At 57.8% G+C, this 24,398-nt stretch carries 23 protein-coding genes and 1 tRNA gene; 10 read left to right on the forward strand and 14 right to left on the reverse strand.

Going from position 1 to position 24,398, the window contains the following annotated elements:
* Positions 1 to 314 precede the first annotated feature (314 nt).
* The 5 genes from mscL to truA all read left to right on the forward strand — a co-directional run bounded on the left by mscL (position 315) and on the right by truA (position 4,347).
* Positions 315 to 725 (forward strand): large conductance mechanosensitive channel protein MscL, encoded by a 411-nt coding sequence (gene mscL / locus DHN55_RS03705; RefSeq protein ID WP_108880029.1) that lies wholly within the window; start codon positions 315 to 317, stop codon positions 723 to 725.
* Between the two features lie 126 nt (positions 726 to 851).
* Positions 852 to 2,051: a pyridoxal phosphate-dependent aminotransferase gene (locus DHN55_RS03710; RefSeq protein ID WP_337659889.1), complete on the forward strand. Its 1,200-nt coding sequence runs from the start codon at positions 852 to 854 to the stop codon at positions 2,049 to 2,051.
* An 81-nt stretch (positions 2,052 to 2,132) separates the two neighbouring features.
* Positions 2,133 to 2,654 (forward strand): peptide deformylase, encoded by a 522-nt coding sequence (gene def, locus DHN55_RS03715; protein ID WP_108880031.1) that lies wholly within the window; start codon positions 2,133 to 2,135, stop codon positions 2,652 to 2,654.
* Positions 2,651 to 3,592 carry a methionyl-tRNA formyltransferase gene (gene fmt, locus DHN55_RS03720; protein ID WP_108880032.1) on the forward strand — a complete coding sequence of 314 codons (942 nt, stop codon included), beginning with the start codon at positions 2,651 to 2,653 and terminating at the stop codon, positions 3,590 to 3,592. Before def ends, fmt begins: the two co-directional genes overlap by 4 nt.
* A 5-nt stretch (positions 3,593 to 3,597) precedes the next feature.
* On the forward strand, positions 3,598 to 4,347 hold the full coding sequence (gene truA, locus DHN55_RS03725; protein WP_108880033.1) for a tRNA pseudouridine(38-40) synthase TruA: 750 nt from the start codon (positions 3,598 to 3,600) through the stop codon (positions 4,345 to 4,347).
* On the opposite strand, the gene DHN55_RS03730 is transcribed toward truA, so the two are convergent.
* The 10 genes from DHN55_RS03730 to rpmH form a co-directional block, all read right to left on the reverse strand.
* Positions 4,333 to 4,884: a hypothetical protein gene (locus DHN55_RS03730; protein WP_108880034.1), complete on the reverse strand. Its 552-nt coding sequence runs from the start codon at positions 4,882 to 4,884 to the stop codon at positions 4,333 to 4,335. The two genes, truA and DHN55_RS03730, sit on opposite strands and share 15 nt — an antisense overlap.
* On the reverse strand, positions 4,885 to 6,057 hold the full coding sequence (gene dapE / locus DHN55_RS03735) for a succinyl-diaminopimelate desuccinylase (RefSeq protein WP_108880035.1): 1,173 nt from the start codon (positions 6,055 to 6,057) through the stop codon (positions 4,885 to 4,887).
* A gap of 85 nt (positions 6,058 to 6,142) precedes the next feature.
* Positions 6,143 to 6,514, reverse strand: a complete 372-nt coding sequence (locus DHN55_RS03740; RefSeq protein ID WP_337659890.1) for a DUF805 domain-containing protein — start codon at positions 6,512 to 6,514, stop codon at positions 6,143 to 6,145.
* Between the two features lie 77 nt (positions 6,515 to 6,591).
* Positions 6,592 to 7,437, reverse strand: a complete 846-nt coding sequence (dapD, locus tag DHN55_RS03745; protein WP_108880036.1) for a 2,3,4,5-tetrahydropyridine-2,6-dicarboxylate N-succinyltransferase — start codon at positions 7,435 to 7,437, stop codon at positions 6,592 to 6,594.
* A gap of 15 nt (positions 7,438 to 7,452) precedes the next feature.
* Positions 7,453 to 8,145 (reverse strand): pyrimidine 5'-nucleotidase, encoded by a 693-nt coding sequence (locus DHN55_RS03750; protein ID WP_337659891.1) that lies wholly within the window; start codon positions 8,143 to 8,145, stop codon positions 7,453 to 7,455.
* A gap of 7 nt (positions 8,146 to 8,152) precedes the next feature.
* Positions 8,153 to 9,052 (reverse strand): acetylglutamate kinase, encoded by a 900-nt coding sequence (gene argB / locus DHN55_RS03755; RefSeq protein WP_108880038.1) that lies wholly within the window; start codon positions 9,050 to 9,052, stop codon positions 8,153 to 8,155.
* 115 nt (positions 9,053 to 9,167) lie between these two features.
* Positions 9,168 to 9,803, reverse strand: coding sequence for a ribosome biogenesis GTP-binding protein YihA/YsxC (yihA, locus tag DHN55_RS03760; RefSeq protein ID WP_108880039.1), 636 nt, complete (start codon positions 9,801 to 9,803; stop codon positions 9,168 to 9,170).
* A gap of 21 nt (positions 9,804 to 9,824) precedes the next feature.
* Positions 9,825 to 11,666: a membrane protein insertase YidC gene (yidC, locus tag DHN55_RS03765; RefSeq protein ID WP_108880040.1), complete on the reverse strand. Its 1,842-nt coding sequence runs from the start codon at positions 11,664 to 11,666 to the stop codon at positions 9,825 to 9,827.
* Positions 11,667 to 11,730: 64 nt separating this feature from the next.
* A complete protein-coding gene (gene rnpA, locus DHN55_RS03770; RefSeq protein ID WP_337659892.1) occupies positions 11,731 to 12,126 on the reverse strand; it encodes a ribonuclease P protein component in 396 nt (131 codons plus the stop codon).
* Positions 12,127 to 12,203: 77 nt separating this feature from the next.
* Positions 12,204 to 12,338: a 50S ribosomal protein L34 gene (rpmH, locus tag DHN55_RS03775; protein ID WP_108880041.1), complete on the reverse strand. Its 135-nt coding sequence runs from the start codon at positions 12,336 to 12,338 to the stop codon at positions 12,204 to 12,206.
* Positions 12,339 to 12,711: 373 nt separating this feature from the next.
* Here rpmH and DHN55_RS03780 point away from each other — a divergent pair, with 373 nt between their 5' ends.
* The 3 genes from DHN55_RS03780 to DHN55_RS03790 all read left to right on the forward strand — a co-directional run bounded on the left by DHN55_RS03780 (position 12,712) and on the right by DHN55_RS03790 (position 16,586).
* Entirely contained in the window at positions 12,712 to 13,527 is an 816-nt protein-coding gene (locus tag DHN55_RS03780; protein ID WP_108881688.1) for a VTT domain-containing protein, read from the forward strand.
* An 87-nt stretch (positions 13,528 to 13,614) separates the two neighbouring features.
* Positions 13,615 to 15,045, forward strand: coding sequence for an FAD-dependent oxidoreductase (locus DHN55_RS03785; RefSeq protein ID WP_108880042.1), 1,431 nt, complete (start codon positions 13,615 to 13,617; stop codon positions 15,043 to 15,045).
* 47 nt (positions 15,046 to 15,092) lie between these two features.
* Positions 15,093 to 16,586: an ATP-binding protein gene (locus DHN55_RS03790; RefSeq protein ID WP_108880043.1), complete on the forward strand. Its 1,494-nt coding sequence runs from the start codon at positions 15,093 to 15,095 to the stop codon at positions 16,584 to 16,586.
* A gap of 239 nt (positions 16,587 to 16,825) precedes the next feature.
* On the opposite strand, the gene ggt is transcribed toward DHN55_RS03790, so the two are convergent.
* Complete coding sequence (ggt, locus tag DHN55_RS03795; protein WP_337659893.1) at positions 16,826 to 18,580, reverse strand: gamma-glutamyltransferase; 1,755 nt, start codon at positions 18,578 to 18,580, stop codon at positions 16,826 to 16,828.
* Between the two features lie 133 nt (positions 18,581 to 18,713).
* Between ggt and DHN55_RS03800 the strand changes: the two genes are divergently transcribed.
* Together DHN55_RS03800 and DHN55_RS03805 are read left to right on the forward strand one after the other, a co-directional pair.
* On the forward strand, positions 18,714 to 19,721 hold the full coding sequence (locus tag DHN55_RS03800; RefSeq protein WP_108881689.1) for a P1 family peptidase: 1,008 nt from the start codon (positions 18,714 to 18,716) through the stop codon (positions 19,719 to 19,721).
* A 118-nt stretch (positions 19,722 to 19,839) separates the two neighbouring features.
* Positions 19,840 to 19,916: transfer RNA gene (locus tag DHN55_RS03805), tRNA-Arg, on the forward strand.
* A 333-nt stretch (positions 19,917 to 20,249) separates the two neighbouring features.
* Here DHN55_RS03805 and DHN55_RS03810 read toward each other — a convergent pair.
* The 3 genes from DHN55_RS03810 to DHN55_RS03820 form a co-directional block, all read right to left on the reverse strand.
* On the reverse strand, positions 20,250 to 21,272 hold the full coding sequence (locus DHN55_RS03810) for a hypothetical protein (protein WP_337659894.1): 1,023 nt from the start codon (positions 21,270 to 21,272) through the stop codon (positions 20,250 to 20,252).
* A 169-nt stretch (positions 21,273 to 21,441) separates the two neighbouring features.
* Positions 21,442 to 22,140 carry a cyclic nucleotide-binding domain-containing protein gene (locus DHN55_RS03815; protein WP_108880046.1) on the reverse strand — a complete coding sequence of 233 codons (699 nt, stop codon included), beginning with the start codon at positions 22,138 to 22,140 and terminating at the stop codon, positions 21,442 to 21,444.
* A gap of 119 nt (positions 22,141 to 22,259) precedes the next feature.
* Entirely contained in the window at positions 22,260 to 24,398 is a 2,139-nt protein-coding gene (locus tag DHN55_RS03820; protein ID WP_108880047.1) for a hypothetical protein, read from the reverse strand.

The raw sequence follows: 24,398 nt of genomic DNA on the forward strand, positions 1-24,398 counted from the left end.
CTATGCACGCTCAAGATGAGCACCCTGTGTACAAGTCTAGAGCAACGGAAATTCAATTGAACCCATAAAGTTGCCCTAACACTTTGAAAGCGATCAGGTTTATGATTTTTGGCCGTTTCAGTCAAAAAATCGTCCGGATTCGGCACATGTCGGATCACCGGCAATCGAATACCGGAAACGCAATTTTGGGTTGTAATTCGGGCGATTGGGCTTATTTTGCGCCTACTTTTGGTTCATCATAATTGATGTCGAAAGTTTCAAAATTGCTGTCGCCACAACGTCAGTATTTGAACAACATCTAGAGGGGAAATACCATGTTTAAAGAGTTCAAAGAGTTTGCCTTCAAGGGCAACGTGCTGGACCTGGCCATCGGTGTGATTATCGCCGGTGCGTTCGGCCTGATCGTCAAGTCGCTGGTGGGCGACATCATCATGCCGATTGTGGGTGCCATTTTCGGCGGTCTCGATTTTTCAAACATGTTTGCACCGCTGGCAAGCAGCGTGACCGCAAGTACACTGGAAGCTGCCCGGGAACAGGGTGCGGTTCTGGCTTATGGCAACTTCATGACGGCGGTTGTCAACTTCCTGATCGTCGCCTTCATCCTGTTCATGATCGTGCGCGCAGCGAACTCAATGAAGAAAGAGGAAGAAGAGGCAGCGCCTGCCGCACCACCGGCTGACGTTACCCTGCTGACCGAAATCCGAGATCTCCTGAAAAAGAGCTGATCGGAACAGATCAAGATTGGCCCCGGCTCGCGTTCGTCCGCAAGCCGGGGTTTTTGTTTGCCTGTCGCGCAGTGTTGAAATACTGATCAGTCATCAGTAATCCTCCAGGTAAATGACAACACCGACATGACAGCCCTCACCCCAGACATGCTGGTTTCCGGCATCCGGCAAAGCCAGCGCGACGAACCGGACAGCGGCATCCTGAGCGCGGTAAACCACGGCTTTGGCCGCAAGGGCCTGATTCCGCTATGGACAGGGGAAGGCCCGCTCCAGACACCTGAATTCATCTGTCAGGCAGCATCGAAGGCGATGTTCGACGGCGAGACATTCTACACCTGGCAGCGCGGCCTGCCGCAACTTCGCAGCGCACTGGCCGCCTACCATGAAAAGTTCTGGCCCGGACCGTTTTCGGCTGAACGGTTCTTTGTTACCGGCGGCGGCATGCAGGCCATACAGGTCGCATTGCAGTTGCTGGCCGACCAGGGCGACGAGATTGTCATCCCATCACCCGCATGGCCGAACTTTCCCGGCCCCATGCGCATGATGGGGGTCAAGCCGGTGTTTGTACCGATGCTGTATGACGAGCAGAAATGGTCGCTTGATCTCGACAGGATGCGCGACAGCCTGGGCCCCAAAACCAAGGCAATCTGCCTGATTTCCCCCTCCAACCCGATCGGATGGGTTGCATCGCGCGACGACCTGATTGCCATCCGCGACATGGCCCGTGAGGCCGGGGTATGGATACTGGCCGATGAAGTCTATTCCCGGTTCTACTACGGGCCGGACACCGCCGGGACAGCGCGCTCGCCTTCGTTCATGGATGTCTGCGAACAAGATGAGCGGGTGATCTATATTAATACATTCTCCAAGAACTGGGCCATGACCGGCTGGCGCATCGGCTGGCTGCAGGCACCTGAGGCACTGGGCCCGGCCATCGAACGCATCATCCAGTATAATACGTCCGGCACGGCAGCCTTCATGCAGAAAGGCGCGCTGGCAGCAGTCGAGAACGGCGAAGACTTCGTGGAAATGCAGATCGAGATGGCGCGCACCTGCCGAGACAAGGTGGCCGACGCGCTGGGGCGGCTCAACAATGTGAGTTTTGAGAACCCTGAAGGGGCGTTTTACAGCTTCTTCCGCATTGACGGGCTGACCGACAGCCTCGGCGCAACGCTGCGCATCATCGATGAAGCCAATGTCGGCCTGGCTCCGGGCGGAACGTTTGGGCCGGGCGGAGAGGGCTTCCTGCGCATGTGCTACCTGCGTGATCCGGACAGTCTTGACGAAGCGCTGGACAGGCTGACGGCATGGTTGCGGCAGGCGTGAGTTATCTGTGGTGCGTTGACCGCAGCATGACGATTGCTTATCTGATGACTAAACGCATTCATAAACCGGACAAAGCTGTTCATGGCCATTCGTGAAATCGTCAAATTGCCTGACCCCATACTGAAGAAAATCTCGCAGCCGGTCGAGCGCGTGGACGATGAGTTGCGCGGTCTGGTCGATGACATGCTGGCCACAATGTATGATGCGCCGGGCATCGGTCTTGCGGCAGTACAGATCGGCATCCCCCGGCGCCTGCTGGTGGTGGACACCGCCAAGGACGAACAACCGAAAACGCCCATGGCGTTCATCAACCCGGAGATTGTCTGGAGCAGTGACGAACGGTCGGAATATGAAGAAGGCTGCCTGTCGATACCGGATGTGTTCGACAATATCGAGCGTCCGGCACAGGTGCGTGTGTCTTTCCTGGACCGGGACGGCAAACAGCATGAAGAGCTTTATGACGGGCTAATGGCCACCGTGCTGCAGCACGAAATCGACCATCTGAACGGTGTCCTGTTCATTGATTACCTGTCGCGGCTCAAACGCGGCACGATCGTGCGCAAGTTCACCAAGCTGGCCCGCCAGCAGCGAGAAAGCGTGTGAGCCTGCGGATTGTCTTTATGGGGACGCCGGATTTTTCCGTGCCGACCCTGGCACGCCTGGCGGATGACGGTCACGATATTGCAGCGGTGTACAGCCAACCGCCGCGTGCTGCCGGACGGCGCGGCCTGGAAGAGCGCAAGACACCGGTCCACGAATTTGCCGAAGCAAAAGGATTTGAGGTACGCACGCCCGTCTCCCTGAAACCTGCGGAAGAACACGCATCGTTTGCCGCTTTACAGGCCGATGTGGCGGTCGTGGTGGCCTACGGACTGTTGCTGCCCAACCCGGTTCTCAACGCACCGCGGCATGGTTGTCTCAATGTGCATGCATCCTTGTTGCCGCGCTGGCGCGGAGCCGCCCCGATACAGCGGGCCATCATGGCCGGCGATACTGAAACAGGCGTTGCCATCATGCAGATGGAACAAGGCCTTGATACCGGGCCGGTCGTACAGGAGCTGCGCACAGCCATAGATGACCGGACAACCGCACAATCACTGCATGACGAACTGGCACAGTCAGGCGCCAAGGCAATGAGCAGCGTGCTGGCACAACTGGAGGCAGACGGCAGCCTGCAGGCAGTTGCCCAGGCAGAAGACGGCGTTACCTACGCAGCCAAGATAACCAAGCAGGAAGCGCATACGGATTTTGCACGACGTGCAAGCGAAGTGTTGCGCCATGTGCACGGCCTGTCGCCGTTTCCCGGCGCCTGGTGTCTGCTTGAAGGTCCGGACAAACCGGTACGGGTAAAGCTGCTCCAGGTTGAACGGGTGCCTGGCCTGACCGGCACACCGGGCACAGTGCTGGATGAACACCTGGCCATTGCCTGCAAGGACGAGGCCGTTCGCCCGGTACGCCTGCAGCGGGAAGGCAAGGCTCCAATGGACCTCGGCACATTCCTGAACGGCATGAAACCCGTTATCGGCTCCACGGCGGGATAAAGCAGATGCCGCGCTACCGCATGACCATCGAGTATGACGGCTCACCGTTTTCAGGCTGGCAGCGCCAGGCAGGTCAGGCTTCGGTGCAGGCCGCGATTGAAGATGCCGTGTCCCGTCTCGGGCAATCCGAGCCGACACTGTTCGGTGCCGGACGGACCGATGCCGGCGTCCACGGGCTGGGCCAGGTTGCCCATATCGATCTTGAGAAGACCTGGCTGCCGGAAAAACTCATGGCGGCCATCAATGCGCAACTGCGCCCCGACCCCGTCAGCGTGTTTGACATCCATGAAGTCGACGACAGCTTTCATGCCCGGTTCTCGGCATTGGCGCGGCATTATGAATATCGCATCAGGGACAGCCGGACCCCGCCTGCGCTGGACCGGCACCGGGTCTGGTGGGTGCCGTACCGGCTGGATGAAGCTGCCATGCACGCAGCAGCCCAGGAACTGACCGGGCATCATGATTTCACGACCTTCCGGTCCAGCCAGTGCCAGTCGAAATCACCGGTAAAGACACTGGACAGACTGGATGTCTGCCGTGACGGGCGTGATGTAATCGTGCGGGCATCGGCCAGGTCCTTTCTGCACAACCAGGTACGCTCACTGGTCGGCACGCTGAAACTGGCAGGTGAGGGAAAATGGTCGGCCGCAGATATCCGAGAGGCGTTGCAGGCGGCGGACCGGTCGGCCTGCGGCCCGGTGGCACCGCCGCAGGGTCTGTATCTGGTCAGGGTCGATTACTCAGACGATGGTTGACACCACGATCGACATGGCAAGATCTCCCACGACCAGCATAGAAGCCGTCATTGCCGGCACCTCTAGTGCAATCTTGGCGACATACCACCTGTAATACAGCGACCAGCCAATGACGCACAGGCTCAACAGCGCCCCGATTACCGCATCTATTATTCCTGCCTGCTGCAGCAGCAGTATCGGGACGAGGGCTGCGATGACGTACACACTCGACCAGTTGTACGCCACGATGTAGCGCACATAGCGGTGCCGCTTGTCCAGGAAACCGGCCACCGTGACCATGATCCACGGCCACATCACCCACAACAAGACCAGCAGCGCCAGCGCACTAAACCAATGCCGTTCGGGTTGCGGCGGTGTTGCCAGCCTGGCACCGACAGATGACGAGTACAGGTAAAGCGGTGCCACCAAAAATATTGCGGCGAATGAATTCCAGAAACCATCTGAACTCAGATCGAGGTCATTGAGACCATCTTCGTCCATGCAGACCAGACGCCAGCAGGCTTTCAGCCCGCGCACAGCTTCAAGCGCAAAGTTCACTCATCTGCTCCCCGCAAACCAGTCATCCAGCATCCGCCTGTAAACCCGTGTCAGGGCTTCCAGTTCGCTGACCTTGATACATTCATTAGCCTGATGAATGGTGGCGTTGTTGGGGCCGAATTCGACGACAGGACAATAATTCTTGATGAAACGGGCATCAGACGTGCCACCTCCGGTATCGAGTTTCGGCGCAATTCCGGTTTCTGTTGAAACCGCCTTTGCCATGCAGTCAACAAAACTGCCCGGTTCGGTCATGAAGGCGTCAGCCCCCTCCACCACGGCGATTGCAAAAGTGCCGCCGAATGCCTGTTTGACCGTTTCACATTCAAGCGCCACCCAGTCCTGCAGGGTTTGCCCTGTATGCTCGGTATTGTAGCGAATATTGAAGCGGGCATTCGCGGATGCCGGGATGACGTTGTTGGCCGGATTGCCGGTGTCGAAATTGGTCACCGCCAGTGTTGTCGGGCCGAAATGCGCATTGCCCCTGTCGAGTTCATGAGACGAGACACGGTCGATCAGCCGGGCCAGCGGCGTGATCGGGTTCAGCGCCTTGTGGGGATAGGCGGAATGGCCCTGGACGCCGGTCCATGTGACCTCGAAGTGTATCGAACCGCGGCGCCCGATCTTGAGCGTATCGCCCAGCGCTCCGGGACAGGTCGGCTCTCCCACGAGGCAGACATCCGGCACCTCATTGCGGCGCTTCAGTTCGGCCAGCATCTTTACCGTGCCATTGATGGCAATGCCTTCTTCATCACCGGTGATGAGCATGGAGACCGATCCCGGCGGGTTTCCCGCATGGTCTGCTGCAAAGCCGGCGGCAGCGGCGCAGAATGCCGACACCGATCCCTTCATGTCACAGGCGCCGCGGCCATAGACGACACCATCATGAATTTCCGCAGCGAACGGCGGATAGGACCACAACTCGTCCGCTCCAGGCGGCACGACATCCACATGGCCGGCAAAGCAGAAATGCGGGCCGTCAGAACCGATGCGCAAAAACAGGTTGTCGACATCGGCCGTGCCGGCTTCGCTGAACGGCATGCGGCTGGCGGCAAAGCCTGCCGGCACCATCAGTTCCTCGAGACAATCCAGAACGCCGGCCTCCAGTGGTGTGACGGACGGACAGCGGATCAGGGCTTGCAGAATGGGGGTCGGATCAGGCGTATTGGTCATGCTGCAAGCCTTACCTGAAACAAAACACCCGGCCAAGAGGCCGGGTGATTAACAGTAGTTTGTTTGAGCAGTCAGTCCGCTTCAATCAGCCCTCTGCAACCGGGTCCGCACCAAACCGGTTAGGCCCGTCAGTGCCCTGCAACAGGCCACATTCGACGAGCAGCCAGATGCCACCAACAATCGGCACCAGCCCGATCAGCATCCACCAGGCTGACTTGTCACGGTCATGAAACCGTTTTCCGTAAATGCAGATTGACGGCCAGATCGTAACAGCCATCAGGATGAGAAGCCCGATCCAGTAGCCGGCGCCCACGGGCATGCCGGTTTCATCAACACTCATCAGTCCGATCATGCCCAGCAGAAACGAGAGCAGAAAGGCGGCAACCATAAGCGCCAGAATGCCGATCCAGAATTTACCGCGACCAATCCGGCCGTTCATTGACAGAAAAAGTTCCATTGGAATATCAACTCCATTATTGCCGCCCCGGTAACCTGAAACTGACCGGATTCGCCATAAAATGGAAGCTTGCAGGCTTAATCCCTCAACAACTCGTTGATCGACGTCTTGGAACGGGTGCGCTCGTCGACACGCTTGACGATGACCGCGCAGTACAGCGACGGGCCGGGCTCGCCGTTGGGCAGGTTCTTGCCGGGCAGAGTGCCTGACACGACCACCGAATATGGCGGCACTTCGCCGTACATGATGTCGCCGGTCGCGCGATCGACGATCTTGGTGGACTTGCCGATATAGACACCCATGCCGAGCACCGCTCCTTCGCGGACAATGCAGCCTTCGACAACTTCCGACCGGGCACCGATGAAGCAATTGTCTTCAATGACCACCGGGCCTGCCTGCAGCGGCTCCAGGACACCGCCAATGCCGACACCGCCGGACAGGTGCACGCCCTTGCCGATCTGTGCACACGAGCCCACTGTTGCCCAGGTATCAACCATGGTGCCCTCATCCACATAAGCTCCCAGATTGACGAAGGACGGCATCAGCACAACCGATGGCGCGATATAGGCGGAGCGGCGCACCGTGCAGTTGGGCACGGCCCTGAAACCTGCGTCACGCCATTGATTGTCACCCCAGCCCTCGAACTTCGACGGCACCTTGTCCCACCAGGTCGCCGTGCCCGGTCCACCGGCGATCGGCGCCATGTCGTTGAGCCTGAAGGACAGAAGCACAGCCTGCTTGAGCCACTGGTTGACCGACCAGTCGCCGTCGGCGCCCTTTTCGGCCACCCGCGCCTTGCCGGAATCCAGCAGTCCGAGAGCCTCGTCAACACTGTCGCGCACGGCTCCTTGCGTTTGCGGCGTAATGCCGTCGCGGTCTTCCCAGGCCTGTTCGATGGTTGCTTGCAGGTCGGCGTGGCTCATTGGTTCGCTCCTAGATCAGTTGGATTTGATTCCGGCCAGAAATCCGGCCAGGTCAGATGTCGTGTGATGCACATGCGGGGCGCCTTCTGCGTCACCTGTCATGCTGTTTATCTTGTTGCCATCTTCATTGGCGGCGTCGTGCACCAGAACCGTGGTCATGCCGAGATCATGCGGCACCGCCAGATTGCGGGCTATGTCTTCAAACATGGCCGCCCGACCGGGATCAACACCGTGCTCGGCAATGAACTTCTCATAAGGACCGCGCTCGGGCTTGGGAATGAAATCAGAGTGCACAATGTCGAAAATGCCGTCAAACAGGTGAGTGATGCCGATGCGATGCATGACATTGGTTGCATGGGTAACGGTGCCATTGGTGAACACCAGCTTGCGGCCCGGCAGTGCTTCCAGATTGGCGGCAAGCGGCCCGTTGGCAGGTACCGGCGAATGGTCGATGTCATGCACATAGTCCAGGAACGCATCAGGCTTGATGCCGTGTTCGCTCATCAGTCCGCGCAGGGTGGTTCCGTACTTGTAGAAAAAGTCCTTCTGAATGCGGCGTGCCTCTGTCCGGTCCACTTGGAACAGGTCGGAGATGAACTCGCCCATGCGCACATCGATCTGGTCGAACAGGCGGCATGATGCCGGATACAGCGTATTGTCGAGGTCGAATATCCAGGTTTCGACATGGTGGAAGCCGGGTGCGGACATGTTCTTGTCAAACCTTGCGTTCGGAGATGCGGGTGCCGACACCATGCGGCGTCAACAGCTCCAGCAGCACACAGTGTGGTACCCGGCCATCGGTGATGACAACACCTTCGACGCCGCCGCGCACCACCGTTGCACAACTCTCCAGCTTGGGGATCATACCGCCGGAAATCGTGCCGTCACTGCTCAGTTCGCTGATCTGGGCCAGGGTCAGTTCCGGTATCAGGTTCTTGTCCTTGTCCAGCACCCCTGCGACATCGGTCAGCAGCAGCAGGCGCTTGGCCTTCATGGCAATGGCAATGGCGCCGGCAAAAGTGTCGGCATTGACGTTATAGGTTCCACCATCACGGGAGGTCGCAATCGGCGCGATCACCGGTACTGTCTCGGACTGAATTATGGTGTGCAGGATGTCCGGATTGATCTGCCCGGGATCACCGACAAACCCGAGGTCGACGGCTTCCTGTTTGCCGGTCTCGGCATTGACGCGTGTGCGCTCGAGCTTCTTTGCAATGCACAGATTGCCGTCCTTGCCGGAAATCCCGATGGCCTTGCCGCCTACGGCCTGAATGTCGGACACAACGGACGAGTTGATCGAACCGGCGAGCACCATCTCAACCACTTCCATAGTCGCCTTGTCCGTGACCCGCAAGCCGTCTTCAAACCGGGACTGGATCTTCAACCGGTCCAGCATGGCGCCGATCTGAGGGCCGCCGCCGTGCACGACGATCGGGTTGAACCCCGACTGCTTCATCTGGACAATGTCACGGGCAAACTTGCGCGACAGGTCCGGGTCCACCATGGCGTGACCGCCATATTTCACGACAATCACCTGATTGTCGTACAGCTGCATGAACGGCAGCGCTTCCGACAGAATGCGTGCAATGGTCTGAGGTTGTTGAACTTCCGACATGATTTTATTGACCCAGGGGATGCTGTTCAGGTGCCAGCCCAGCCTTATAGCCGATCAACGGCACTTGTCTAAGAAAAACAGTTGAGCCACCGTTCCAGCTGCTCAGCCGGTGGTTTCAACCCTGCATGCCGGCGATTTCGGCGCGCAGTTCCGGCATGCCCCAGCCCTTGGCCGATGAGGTGATGATGGTGTCGGGAAACGCCGCCGGGCGTTTGGCAATCGCCCTGGCTGTTGCTGCGAGAACGGCATCGCGTTCTGCCTGCTTGATCTTGTCGGCCTTGGTCAGCACGATCTGGTAACTGACGGCTGCCTCGTCGAGTTGGTCCAGGGTCTCCAGATCAATGGGTTTGATGCCGTGGCGCGAATCGATCAGCACAAATACCCGGCGCAGGTTTGGCCGACCCTGCAGGTATCCCATGATAATCGACTGCCATGCCTTGACCAGTGTCTTGGTTGCCCGCGCATAGCCGTAGCCCGGCATGTCGACCAGGGCCACCGCGCCGTCTGCAAGCTCGAAATAATTGAGTTCACGGGTGCGGCCGGGCGTGTTGGAGGTGCGGGCGATATCCTTGCGCCCGGTGAGCGCGTTGAGCAGCGACGACTTGCCGACATTCGACCTGCCGGCAAAGGCCACTTCAACCGGGTATTCAGGCGGCAGTTGCGACAGCCTGGCCGCGCCCATGCGAAATTCGGTCTGGCCTGCAAACAGCAGCCGGCCACGCTCCAGTTCTTCCGGTTCGTACTCTCGCATCGGCGATACCGGGCAGCCGGATTATTTCTCCGGCTGGTCCTTTTTCTTGTCGAGACCAAGCGAGGTCTTGATATTGCCCAGCAGGTTAATCTCTACACCGTGCTTTTTCATGATGTAGGACTGCTGCAGGATCGACAGGAAGTTGTTCCATGTCCAGTACAGCACCAGCCCGGCCGGGAAAGAGGCGAGCAGGAAGGTAAAGAACAACGGCATCCAGTTGAAAATCTGCGCCTGGATCGGATCCGGCGGGGCCGGGTTGAGACGCATCTGGATCCACATGGTGATGCCCATGAGAATTGGCAGCACACCGATCAGCAGGAATGTCGGCGGGGTGAACGGCAACAGCCCGAACAGGTTGAAAATGCTGGTCGGATCAGGCGCCGACAGATCCCGCAGCCAGCCGATGAACGGCGCGTGCCGCATCTCGATGGTGACGTAGATCACCTTGTAGAGCGCAAAGAATACCGGAATCTGGATCAATATCGGCCAACAGCCCGACAATGGCGAGACCTGCTCGTTCTTGTACATCTCCATCATCGCCTGTTGCTGCTTGGCGCGATCATCCGGGAAACGGGTCTTGATCTTCTCCATTTCCGGCGCAAGCTTCTTCATCTTGCTCATGGAGGCATATGACTTGTTCTGCAACGGGAAGAACAACAGCTTGAGCAGCACCGTGACGATGAGGATGGCGACACCGAAATTGCCGACCATGGCGTTGAAATAGTGCAGCACCTTGAACAGCGGCTTGGTGATGAAATAGAACCAGCCCCAGTCGATCATCAGTTCGAAATTGTTGATGCCCAGCTTCTCCTGATAACTGTCGATGAGATAGCTTTTCTTGGCGCCGGCAAAAACCCGGCTTTCAATGCTTGCCTTGGCTCCCGGTGCCGCACTGACCGGCTGGGCTGCAAGATAGTCTGCCTGGAAGGCGTCATTGTTTGCGATGGTCAGGTGACGCAGCGATCCGGTGATGTTCATTTTCTGATCCGGGATCAGGGTAGCGGCCCAGTATTTGTCGGTAATGCCGAGCCAGCCGCCGGTGCTCTTTGACGAATAGGCGCTGGTACCATTGTCCTGGGCATCTGAGTAGGTCAGTTCTTCCAGTGTTTCATCCAGCACGCTGAGCAGGCCTTCGTGCAGCACGTAGATGCCGGTGATCTGCGGAATGCCAACGCGCTGAACGCGGGCATAGGGAAACACATTGACCGCTGCAGAGGAGTTGTTGGTGATGTCCTGGCGAACCGTCACCATGTAGTTGTCGTCAATCGAGAAGGTTTGTTCAAACAGCAGGTCTTCGCCATTGTCCCATTTCAGCGTCACCGGTGCCGTCGGTGTCAGCGTTGTGTTTCCGGATGTCGACCAGACGGTATCCGAACTCGGCAGCTTTATGGTCTGCCCGGTTGGTGCAACCCAACCCTGCTCGGTGAAAAACGCACCGTTGCTTCCTGCCGGGGACAACAAGATGATGGTTGGCGAGCTGTCATCCACCGTTTCATGATACTTCTTCAGCCGAAGGTCATCGAGGCGGGCACCTTTAAGATTGATGCTGCCGGACAAGACCGGTGTGTCGATCTTGACCCGCGCGTTCTGCTCCAGAACCGCTTCGCGCGGCAAGGCCAGCGCTGCGCCGGGGACAACTGATCCACCCGGGGCTGCCTGCGGCACGCCGGCGCCGGTTCCCGCCGCCGGGGCTTGCGGCACACCGGTATCACCAGCTTGCGTAGTGGTGCCCTGGGCAGTCTGTTGTTGCTGTTGCTGCTGGGCCTGTCGCTGGCCAGGTTGAGGGAAATACATCTGCCAGAGAACGATCACGCCCAGCGATAATGCAATCGCCAGAATATAGTTCTTGATTTCACTATTCATGATGTCCGGTCCTGCCTCTAGCCGCTCCGGCGGCTCATCCCCGTTTACGCCGAAGCGTTATTGATTACTTTAGCGTTCCTGCGCGACCGCGACCGCTGCGTGTCCTGCCACGTGGCCGTGGCGGATCACCCTTGCCGTCGTTCAGCCTTTGCGTTGCAGAAACAATATCACCCATCAAGTCCTTGAAGTCCTGAGCCAGCGTAGCTGCGCGTCCGATGAACACATAATCATGCCCGCGCCTAAGGTCCAGCCCCGATGCGACACGAACTGCTTCGCGTAACCGTCTTTTAATGCGGTTTCGCACCACAGCGTTGCCAAGTTTACGGGTAACGGTAAAACCGATGCGCGGCTCATCCTGGTCATCGCGGACCCTGGCCTGCACAACGCAACCCTTGCGCGCGCACACAAGTGCAGCGGCGGCGGCGAGGAAATCCTGCCGCCGCTTTAGATGCTCTATCAATGAAGGAGTTCCTGCGAAGTGCGCTATGGCGACCGAAAAGCTCAACGGAATTCACGGTCAACCAGCGAGTCGGCCGGTCAGGCGCTCAGCTTGGAACGGCCACGCGCACGGCGGCGTGCAATGACCTTGCGGCCGCCGACAGTTGCCATGCGGGCGCGGAAGCCGTGGCGGCGCTTGCGAACAAGATTGCTGGGTTGAAACGTACGTTTCATGGCTAAATCTCCAAAATCTTCATGTTTCCGGTCCTGTCAGGCCGCGACGAAAAAACCACGTCAAGCATGCTGATCGTTGATCACCGGATGAAATCCTGCGCGCTTATACGGGTGCCGTGGCAACAAGTCAATTCGCGCAGCGCATCTATTTGAGGCCACCGATGACGTGGCAAACACCAAACCCTCACCTGTAGTCATACCTTTTCACAAGCAGTTTACACCCCCTTTTTTCAAAATACGTTCTGCTACATCTTCGCGCCAACCCCTGTGGTCTTTCAAACTGGTGCGCGAGCAAATTCATGAACACATCATTTGGTTGCAAACCCGAACAGATCACGCCTTACTCATACAGATGAAGAAAGAACAAGAAAAAATGTCTGGAAACGTAGCTGAAGCGGGCACCGCCCGTCCCTCCGGTGTTGCAGCAAACCTGAAACGCTGGGCCCCTCTGGTGATACTGCTGGGCGGTATTGCCGCAGTTTATGCATCAGGTTTACACAAGTACCTGTCACTTGAAACCGTTGCCGACAACCGCGATGCCCTGATGAATTTTGTCGCCGACAATTCTGTTCTGGCGGTCGGCACCTACATGCTGATCTATATAGCGACAGTCGCATTTTCTTTGCCCGGCGCAGCCCTGTTGACCATTCTGGGCGGATTCCTGTTCGGCTGGCTGTTGGGCGGCGTGTATACGGTCCTGGCGGCGACAATCGGCGCGATCGCCATATTTCTGGTGGTCAAGACTGCGCTTGGCGACGCGCTTACCAAGCGCGCCGGGCCCTGGATGGAGAAATTGTCCGGTGGATTTCAGGAAAATGCATTCAGTTATCTCCTGTTTCTGCGACTGGTCCCGGCATTCCCGTTCTTTGTTGTCAATATTGCTCCAGCCGTGGCAGGCGTTGGACTTGGAACCTACGCGCTGGCAACTCTTGTCGGCATTATCCCAGGTACATTTGCGTTTTCGGTGCTTGGGTCCGGCCTGGATTCAATCATCACCGAACAAAAGAACGCCCACCAGTCCTGCATTGCGGAAAACGGTGCGGCCAATTGTGAATTCGCACTTGATGCCGGCGCACTGGTGACACCACAACTGCTGGCGGCGTTTGTCGCACTGGGTGTGGTGGCGCTGATTCCGGTTGTGGTGAAAAAACTGCGCGCCCGGAAAAATGCGACCAGTGGCGAAGCGTAAAGCCCACTGGCCCATTGCAACCAGTCTCAACGAATTCCAACAATTCATGTATAGAAGGGCCTGCAAAGAGGCCCGAAAGGTACTTCCATGACTGATATTACCTGCGATATCTGCGTGATCGGCGCAGGCTCCGGCGGCTTGAGCGTCGCTGCAGCAGCCAGCCAGTTCGGCGAAAAAGCCGTTCTGATCGAAAAAGGCGAAATGGGCGGAGACTGCCTGAATTACGGCTGCGTGCCGTCCAAGGCCCTGTTGGCTGCCGGCAAGCATGCGCATGCGTTTTCCTCCGGCGTGGAGTTCGGGGTTGCAGCGCAGGTCCCGAAAGTGGATTTCGCCAAGACCATGGCCCACGTAAAGGATGTCATTGCCGGTATTGCGCCGCACGACAGCCAGGAACGCTTTGAAGGCCTTGGCGTGACGGTCATTCGCGATGCAGCAAAGTTTGTAGATGCTGAAACCGTTGAAGCAGGCGGCAAGCGGATCAAGGCACGCCGCATTGTCGTGGCGACGGGCTCGTCACCATCCGCACCGCCGATCCCCGGCCTGGACAGTGTCGATTATTTCACCAATGAGACGATTTTCGACAATACCACGCTGCCGGCGCACCTGATCATCATCGGCGGCGGTCCCATCGGCATGGAAATGGCACAGGCTCATCGCCGGCTCGGCGCCAAGGTTACCGTGCTGGAAGCGTTTCAGCCGCTTGGCAAGGATGATCCGGAACTGACCGCCATTGTGCTCGACCACCTGCGTGACGAGGGCATCGATATCCGAGCCGGTGCCAAGATCACCGGCATTGCCAAGGCGGCAAAATCAAAGGCCATTGAAATCACGCTGGAAGGCGATGACGGCAAGTCGGAAAAACTTTCAGGCTCGCATCTGCTGGTTGCAGCCGGGCGTGTTGCCAATGTGGATGGCCTTAATCTCGAGGCCGCCGGTATCGAATATGACAGGCGCGGCATCAAGGTGGACAAGGGCCTTCGCAGCACCAATCGCAAGGTCTATGCGATCGGTGATGTGGCCGGCGGGCTGCAGTTCACCCATGTTGCCGGTTACCAGGCGGGCCTTGTCATAAAGTCCGTCCTGTTCCGCCTGCCGGTGACCAATGAAACCAAAATCATCCCGTGGGTTACCTACACGGACCCTGAACTTGCCCATATCGGCCTGACCGAGGCACAGGCAAAGGAAAGCCACCCCGGTCACAAGATACTGCGCTGGCACTTCGCCGAGAACGACCGCGCACGCGCCGAACGCAAGACCACCGGCCTCATCAAGGCGGTTGTCTCGGCTAAAGGCGAGATACTGGGCTGCTCGATCGTGGCGCCGAATGCCGGCGACCTGATTCAACCGTGGGCAATGGCCATTTCATCAGGACTAAAGATCAAGGCCATGATAGACATGGTCGCGGCATATCCGACATTAAGCGAAGTTTCCAAACGTGCCGCGACAAGTTATTATGCCGACCTGCCATCCAAACCCATGGTTCGCCGTATCATAGGATGGCTGAAAATTTTTGGATGACCGCCGTCAGTTGGACCGTTTCTGCTGACGACTGAGTAAAGGCAGAGATGAGTACCGATACGGAAAAGCAGGATTTTGTGCGGTCAACGCGGCGTGCACCATGGTATCGCAAGTTGACCGCCAAAGTGCTGGTGATGGCAGCCGTGTTCCTGATGATTGGTGAAATGCTGGTGTTTTTGCCTTCAATCGCCAATTTTCGGATCAACTGGCTGCAGCAGCGCTCGGCCACGGCGGAAATTGCTGCACTGGCGGTTGAAGCTGCCCAGAACCAGGAAATCTCTCCACTGTTGCGCAAGGAACTGCTGGACCGTGCCGGTGTGCTGGTGCTGGCGGTCAGGACCGATGACGCCCGCCAGCTGGTGTTGATGCCCGACAGGGCCCCGGTGGTGGACGCATCATACGACCTGCGCGAAAACAAGCCCATGATGGCCATCTACGACGCGTTCACCACGCTGTATCACGGCGGCAACCGGGTCATCGGGGTCATGGACAAACCGTCCAGCATGAGCGGTACACTGATCGAAATGGCGCTGGACGAAAAACCGCTGTTCAAGGCCATGGTGCGGTATTCCATCAATATCCTCACCCTGTCGATCTTTCTGGCCTTCATTCTGGCGGCCTTGCTGTTTTTCGCACTCAACCGGCTTCTGGTGCGCCCGGTGCAGCGCCTGTCCGGCAACATGCAGGCCTTTGCGCTCAACCCCGAAGACCGCACCCGCATTATTGAGCCGACGGGCCGGGTCGATGAGATCGGCGCAGCCGAACATGAACTCAAACAGATGCAGACCGAGCTGTCTGATCTGTTGTCGCAGAAAAGCCGGCTGGCGTCGTTAGGACTTGCGGTTTCAAAAGTCAGCCATGACCTGCGCAACATGCTGGCGTCCGCCCAGTTGATCTCCGACCGGCTGGGAATGGTTGACGATCCGACGGTAAAGAAGTTCGCGCCCAAGCTGATTGCATCTTTGGACCGGGCCATCGGGTTTTGCCAGGACACGCTGAAATTCGGCCGTGCGCAGGAAGCGCCGCCACGGCGCGAAATGTTCAACCTGCGCATGCTCGTGGATGATGTGCTGGACCACAGCACGACAGAAGCCGGCAGCGATGTGGTCTTCTACAATGAAGTGGCCGCAGACATGGATGCTGACGCCGACCGGGAGCAGTTGTTCCGCGTGTTGATGAACCTGCTCCGTAACGCGGCTGAGGCTGTCGAAAACAAGGGCACGACATCCATTGCGCGCGGTGCCGGTGGCCAGGTCCGGGTGCGGGCCCGGCATGCTGACAATCATTGCATTATCGAGGTGACCGACAACGGCCCCGGTGTTCCGGAAAAGGCCAGGGAGCATTTGTTCGAGGCGTTTCGCGGATCACAACGCCAGGGCGGCACCGGGCTTGGACTGGCGATTGCCAGCGAACTGGTGCGCGCGCACGGCGGCGACGTAAAACTGGTGGAAAGCCCGGAACCCGGCACGGTGTTCCAGATCAGTATTCCCGACCGGCTGCAGGAAGTGGATACCGGCCGACGCGGCAAGCGGAGTGCGTGAGAGGTATATCGCTCACGCAAGCAGCCTGCGGCTGCGCTCCGCTAGGGCGCGCTTCGCGCGGCGGCCGGTCGGCCTTGCCTCGGCACTTCGTGCCTCGGAGGAATATTTCAGTTCAGTTGTGCTGAATTCCAGAACTAGGTCCGACCGGACCTCGGGCCGGTCAGGCTCGCCCCCGCGGAGCGGTTGGCGTTAGCCAACTCGCGTGAGCGAAGTAAACTCACCTCAACCCGCTCCATTCACTATTTCTTCCCACCAACCTCAACAACCGTGCCTTCACGGCGCGGGTCGGCGCCGCCGTCCATCTGGCCGTCTTCCAGGATGCGGATGCCGTGCAGGCCGCTGGTCAGCGGTTTCACTTCGACCGTGTGACCGAGGTCCGCCAGCGGCGCAGCCAGCCTGGCGAACTGGTTCAGCGTACCGGCCAGATCGCTGCCTGGAGCGGTGTCTTCAAGCTCGGTTCGCCCATTGCGGTTGATGACGTGCAGTTGCGAGACGGCATCCTGCACCGGCATCTGCCAGTCGATCAGTCCGATCAGGGCGCGCGCCGTATAGCCGATAATACGGCTGCCGCCCGGCGAGCCGACAACCGCAAACAGGCTGCCGTCGCCATTCAACACCAGGGACGGCGACATGGAAGACCTGGGCCGCTTGCCCGCCTGCACACGGTTGGCAACCGGCTTGCCGGCCTTGGAGGGCACAAAGGAAAAATCCGTCAGCTGGTTGTTGAGCACAAAACCGCCGGCGGTAATTCTCGCGCCGAAGGCGCGCTCGACACTCATGGTCATGGACACCGCATTTCCGTCCCTGTCGACAATCGCCAGGTGACTGGTGCCGTGTTCCACAAGCCCGGCATCGGCGGCGAGAGTGTCTTCAACTGATCCCGGCGGCAAGCCCGGGGCAGCCGAGCCCATGTCGCGAACCGGATTGATCAACCGGCTGCGCGACCTGAGGTACTGCCGGTCCAGAAGGCCTGCAACCGGCACATCGACAAAGTCAGCGTCAGCCATGTATCGATTGCGGTCTGCAAAAGCCAGCCGGCTGGCCTGTGCAAACAGATGCGCTGTCACCAGGCCGTCCGGCTCGAGCTTCGCCAGCTGGTACGGTTCCAGCAGGCCTAAGATCATCAGCGACGTCAGCCCGCCGGACGTCGGCGGCCCCATGCCGCACACCTTGTAAGCCCGGTAAGGCGCACAAACGGGCTGGCGCTCGATGGCCTCGTAGGCGGCCAGGTCGGCCAGTGTCATCAGGCCGGGATTGACCTCGTTCGAGCGAACCGCATTGACGATGGCCTGAGCGACGCTGCCCTTGTAGAATCCGTCGAGCCCGTTTGCCGCGATCAGTTTCAGTGTGTCGGCGTAGGGCTGGTTTTTCAGGATATGCCCGACCGGCACGGCCACATTCGGCTCATCATAATCGCCGTCACCCAGGAAATAGACCGCCGCTGCCGCGTCGTCGCTGTCCAGATGACTGGCATTTGTGATGGCTGCATGCAGGCGCGGACTGACAGCAAACCCTTGTTCGGCCAGCTCGATCGCCGGTTCAAACAGGCCGGCCCATTCCAGTTTGCCGAATTTCTGATGTGCCTTCCACAGTGCCGAGATGACGCCCGGTGTGCCGACCGGCTTGCCGCCAAGGGCGGCATCAGGCCACGCCATCGGCTTGCCGTCCGGTTTCAGAAACAGTGTCTCGTCGGCGCTCAGCGGTGCCTTTTCGCGCCCGTCAAACGTGGTGATGGAGGCATCCGCGCCCTGGTAATGCAGCATGAACAGGCCGCCGCCAATGCCGGATGACTGTGGCTCGGTCAGCGTCAGCACCAGTTGCGCAGTGATGGCAGCATCGGTGGCCGAGCCGCCCTTGGCCAGAATGGCGGCTGCTGCGTCAGATGCGTGGGTGTTGGCGGTTGCGACCATGCCCTTGTGCTGACGCGGATCGTCACTGCACGCGGCAACCGCAAACAATAGGCACAGGGCAAAACATCGGGCAAGCAATGACATTGTTACAATCCGGACTGACAAACCAACGATCTGTACCTTAACCGTGGCGCCTGCATCTTCGCAATTGACGAAGATGTCAGGACACCTGACATTTACAAACATGATGAACACGACCGAAACCAAGGCATCCCACATGACAGTAAAACCGGGTTCGAAAAATCTGATCACCGATGTTGCAGGCCTTAAGGTCGGCAACGCCCATCACGCACACTATGCAACCGGTGTCACCGTTGTGCTGCCGGATGAACCTGTGACGGCTGCGGTGGATGTGCGCGGCGGGGCGCCCGGCACGCGGGATACGTCAGCGCTGGATCCGACCTGCCTGGTGGACGCGGTGCACGGCATTGTCCTGTCGGGCGGATCGGTGTTCGGGCTGGATGCGGCCGGTGGCGTCATCTCTCACCTGGCAGAACAAGGCGTCGGCATGAGCTTCGGCCAGTCGCCGGTACGCATCCCCCTGGTGCCGTCGGCCATCCTGTTTGACCTGACCTTCGGGCCGGACAAGACCTGGGGTGCCACGCCGCCCTATCGTGATCTCGGCATAGCGGCGGCGCAGGATGCCGGCACTGATTTCGAACTCGGCAATGCCGGCGCAGGCCATGGCGCAACGGCCGGAACGCTGAAGGGCGGGCTTGGCAGCGCATCAGCTGTGTTTGGCGGGTTTACCGTCGGGGCCCTGGTGGCGCTCAATCCGGTAGGCTCATGCATCAACCCGGCCAGCAATGACCTGTGGGCGCGGCCGTTTGAACTGGATGGCGAGTTCGGGCCCGTACCCGCGGAGCCCGTTTCGCCTGTACCCCTGACGCCATTGGGCGACAGCAAGCTGGATGCCCGTGCAGCGGGTGCCAACACCACGATCGCCGTGGTGGCCACCGATGCCGCGCTCACCAAGCCCCAGGCACAAAGGCTGGCGATAATGGCGTCGGACGGCATGGCCCGCGCCATCCGGCCCATCCACACACCGTATGACGGTGATACTGTGTTTGCACTCGCAACCGGCAGGACAGCGCTGGCAGAGCAGCCGGGCGAGGCCCTTGCCATGTTGGGATCGGCCGCCGCCGACTGCCTGACACGGGCGATCGGGCGGGCCATGGTCAGCGCTGAGCCCCTGCACGGCCGCGATACCTGGCGGCCTGCCTGAACCTATTCGCAAAAGTCTCAAATCCGGCGCTTGCGTTTACCGGAACAACCGGTTAGATACGTCCAGTCTTCAGCACATTTTCTGACGCTGAACGCGGGACAGCCATCCCGCCTCAAGGGCACCGGTAGCTCAGCTGGATAGAGCACCAGACTACGAATCTGGGGGTCGGGGGTTCGAATCCTCCCCGGTGCGCCAAATTGTTCAGGTCGTTACCTGACATATAGGTACGTCTTACACTGAAAACGCGCGCGGGAGCATTAAGCCATTCGGATCCGTGATTGTTTCCAGACGGCATTTTTCGTCATCCGAGAATTCTAGGCACTGCCCATGAAGGACGCTGGCCGCGGCTGGTAACGAGTTGCCTTGATGCTTGTCGATCAAATTGTACGTCAAAACCAATTGGAGCCAATCACAAACGAATTCATACAATTGCTGACGAGAAATTCCATCACAAGAAGAACCTCGGATCTCCGGCAGGCCGCCTCAAAATGGAAAATTCATCGAGTTGGGAGTGGAGCGTGATTTGTCCTACTGGCGGAGTTCGGGGGTGAGGTCGCGAAGCAGTTCGCGGTTGATCAACTCATCGTTCTTTCGTTGATTTTCGAGCGGGATTCCGTACTCCGGAATGCGCCTGGTGCGCCTGGTTTTTGGCCTCGCACCTGTCGCTGATTTTCGCTGAGCAGCGGGGCTGAGCGGTCTTCCCAAATCCGACGTCGCCTCAACCGGAAGCAGGTTTTTCCGTTTTACAAGCGGGCTGAAAGATACCTTCATTGTATGAGTGTCTTCTCGACTACTCTTCAATGAGAAGCCACCGCCAAAATCGTCGGAACCAATTGGAATCATTTTGAATTTCGGACCCACTGAGGAATTCGATGCGATAACGAAATCAACCGTATAGACCAAGTCCCGAGCCACGATTTGCTCACCGGAGGTGGATACGGTTCTGTCAATACGAGCCAGAAAATCCTGAATGCCCAGCTTCCCGCCCAGCAGACCATTACCTGTCCACTGGCTAGGATAATTGTCGCATTTATCGGTAAATTTCAGGCTTCTTCGTATCGAATAGTTGTTCGTAACAGTTGGCCGGCCACGCCCTGTACTGACCAGAGATACCAAGCCCGCCTTCCAGTCTTGATCGGAAAGTGTCTCATCGAAAGTGAACGTCTCAGTGCGGGACGCTTTTGTCGAATGACCGCCGTCCAGACTAAGCGTTGCCAGACCCGCAGTCAGCAGTGAAAAGCCGAAAGCACCATCGGCAGAGGCGGCATCTGTTTGCACGACCTTTGCGGTCAGCACGATAGTGGCTGTCTGGTTCTTGAACCAGGACGAATAGCGGGCCTCGAGGTTTTTAAACTCAACGTTTTGTGATGAGTCTTTCAAGTTGTTGATGTGTTCGAACCCGTGCAGATCCCACATGGCGTCACGCAGTTCGCATCTCACGTTTTCGACGACATCGGCGATATGGACATCAAATCGACTGACTTGAGGAACCGTTGCACACCCGGAAAATGAAAATGCCAATGCCGTGAAAAATACCGTTCTAGCCTTCATTGATTGTGCCCCTGTATTTGGATAACCCCACTATTCGCGGCTCGTCCTGGAAACTCACCTGCTGTCCCGACAGTACAAGCCGGCGGGTCACCGTCTGTGAACCACTTCACTTAAGGGAGTTTATTTGGGAAAGGACACGGCTTGCTCAAACTCCGAGCAATAACGACGCCTATTGCGGCGTTGTGGCTATCTCGTTCAAAAGATCGATATTCTCGATCCAGATGGCGCCGCGTGACATTCTGATAACGTCCTGTGCACGCCAGGTCTGCAGTGTCTTGTTGATGGACTCCCTGGTGGCGCCGAGGAAATCAGCCAACTCGCTTTGCGACAACCGGATGCATCCGTCACTGTCTGAAAATTTTCCATGCAAGATCAGCAGGCGGCTTGCAAGCCTGGCTTCAATATCCAGCATGGCCAGGTCTTCAACCTGCTGCGAAACCCAGCGTAACCGAGCACACAAGACCTTAATCAGGTCTGATGCCAGTTCCGGATGACTGCGGATCACGGTATCGATATCCGCCTGCTCAAACTTCCATAGAACACAAGGTTCCAATGTCGTAGCAGTGGCAGTGCGAGGCCCGCCGTCCAGAGCGGCAACTTCTCCAAAAACATCAGGCGGCCGCATAACATTCAACGACAGTTTCTTGCCGCTTTCACCCAAGATGCTGATTTCGACACTGCCTGATTCCAGCACATACAGAGCATCGCCCGGGTCCTGCTGATAAAACAGGGTTGCACCTTTATCGAGAATGAGCCTGGTTGCGGCGTTGCCGAGAGCTTCGAGACTGGGAGAGCCGAGTTCTCCAATAAGCCGGGAGTTTTTAAGCCCGCGACCTTTGATCAGTGCGCCATTTTCCGGTTCGGTCATGCTTCCCCCATTGCGTCACAATTATGACGCAACGAAGTTACTGTGCACAAGAGACCGTCACCGAAAGTTTATCGGCGCATTTTTCTACTGAATTGCTGAGATTATCTCATTCAAATTACTCAAATACGATTCATTCCATCCCTGCTCAATGATCTGATACGCCCGTGCCCATAGCGCCCAGGGCTGGTCCTGCGGTCTTCCACCGGCAGCCGAAGCTCCTCCTTTTCGGCTATTTCGGAAACAATCACCCGTCCTGGCCTGATGTCACGGTTGGCCCTGGCATCTGCCAGCAGTTTTGCGATTTGCGGCACCGCCACGCTGGTGCCGTTAATGAGTACCCGGGACCCGCTTCTGGTTCCCGCAGCCATAACACCACGATGTACCCTTGACTCATCAGCAACAGCGAGTGCATCGGGACCTTTGCGAGGCCAGCCGGCATTGTCGGCCGGCACAGGGCCGCTGGCAGTGTACTCGGTTGCCACCAGCTCTTTCTCCAGGAAACCACCTATGACAACGGTTTCACTGCCTGTCGCGATTGCATTCAACATGCCGGCACGTTTTACCAGACTTTCAATGGTATCGTTCTCTTTAATCCGACCGGAAACCGGATCAAAACGTTCATAGAAGCAGTCTGCGAAATAGGACTGCCGGCCTCTCTGCCAGAATCCCCTCGGTGCGTCATCTCTTTGAATCCATGCTTCAATGATCTCATCTTCATCCAGATTCAGATTTGTCAGTTGCAATTGCCATTCACCAGCCGGCGAAAGCATCTGTGATGCGTGTTCAAATCCGGTAGGTGTAATTGCAACGACAAACCTGCCTCGACCATCAAGCATCGGCGGCTCGTCATACGACACCTTGCACAAGGCGGGTTGAGCCGCCTTGCCAGTGGGCGTCCACCGCATTGATTTTCGGGGTTTTTTATCTTTCAGGTTTGGACTGCTTGCGCCGAAAGGTGGCACCACAGCAAGTTTAACTCTTGCCTTTTTTCCTGCTTTGACATCCCTTTTGGGAAGCCAGATTTCAATGAAGCTTGATGTTCTATCATTTGGCAAAACGCGCCATCGCAAAGTTTGCGGGTTTAGCTTTTTTCCGCTGAACCTGATGCGCGCATGATCACGCGCCTGATGTCCATTTCCGGCTGGAATCACGATATCCGTCGGTTGTCCGGTATCCCGTGTTCGTTCACGAATTAACCGATCAAATTCTCGTTCCAGTGCGCTGGCGCCATCGTGTGGCCCGGCGAAAATTCCGTAACTGAAATTTATCACCACCGGAACAGCTTTCAGTTCGTATGCCTCCGCTATAAGTTCCGCACGATCCAGTATGTATGCGACAGCATCCAGCACATTCGGATTGAAACTGACTCCCGATGTATCGGCGGTGGTTGAGGTAGGCAATTGGACACAGACAATTGGTCTGTTGCAAACACCGTCTTCACTCGGCGCACCTGCAAACAAATCCATCACATGGGTGCCATGGGCCTGGCGAAACATTGCAGATTTGAGGCCTCTTCTGCTGAAATCTCCAAGACCGACTTCTTTGTAAAACCAATCTTCATCGGTCGGCGATCTGACCAGTAAATCATCAATCATCTTCTTGGTGAACTCCCTACCGTAGGTAACGGGAGACTTCCCACTCGCACAAGCGCCATCCTGGTCACAGCAGATACCGTCCTGTACCCATGCATATTCCACCCGGGTTTGTGCGGCAGCACCATTCTTGCCAGGTATCTGAAAGCGCTCATGACCAAATGCTATGCCATCGTCAATCACACCCATCACGACAACTTTTGATCCCTCAGGGCATTCACGAGGCTCAAGCGGTTCAGAAACATGATCCGGCGAAGAGACGCACGGCTGTTTGGTTCCCTCAGGAAACGCGTCGAGAGGAACGCCCAACTGCACCGAAGGAATCACCGCCCGCCAATCTGCGTTTTCACCCAGGACGCTGAGAAACTTCTGCGTTACGAGTGCCGGTATGTCTTTTACGCCCGTACGCCAAGTTGAATCTCCGAAGCGCCAGAAGGGCTGTATCCGAAATTCACCTTGGTCTTGATCTGCATCCTTTGGCGGAACCGGCAGGTTGAAGAGATCAGACAGATTTTTGTCATCAGCAATTGTGAGTATCGCATGAAACCAAGGATCTACCAGCGGAGCACCTGGAACCGGATAGAATTGCTTGCCGTCACCGAAATTCCAATCTCCATAAGCGTCCTTGCCTGCTGCCAAAGTCGAAGAAACCCATTGCTTACTCAT

The sequence above is a fragment of the Anderseniella sp. Alg231-50 genome (assembly GCF_900149695.1).
Taxonomy (GTDB): Bacteria; Pseudomonadota; Alphaproteobacteria; order Rhizobiales; family Aestuariivirgaceae; genus Anderseniella.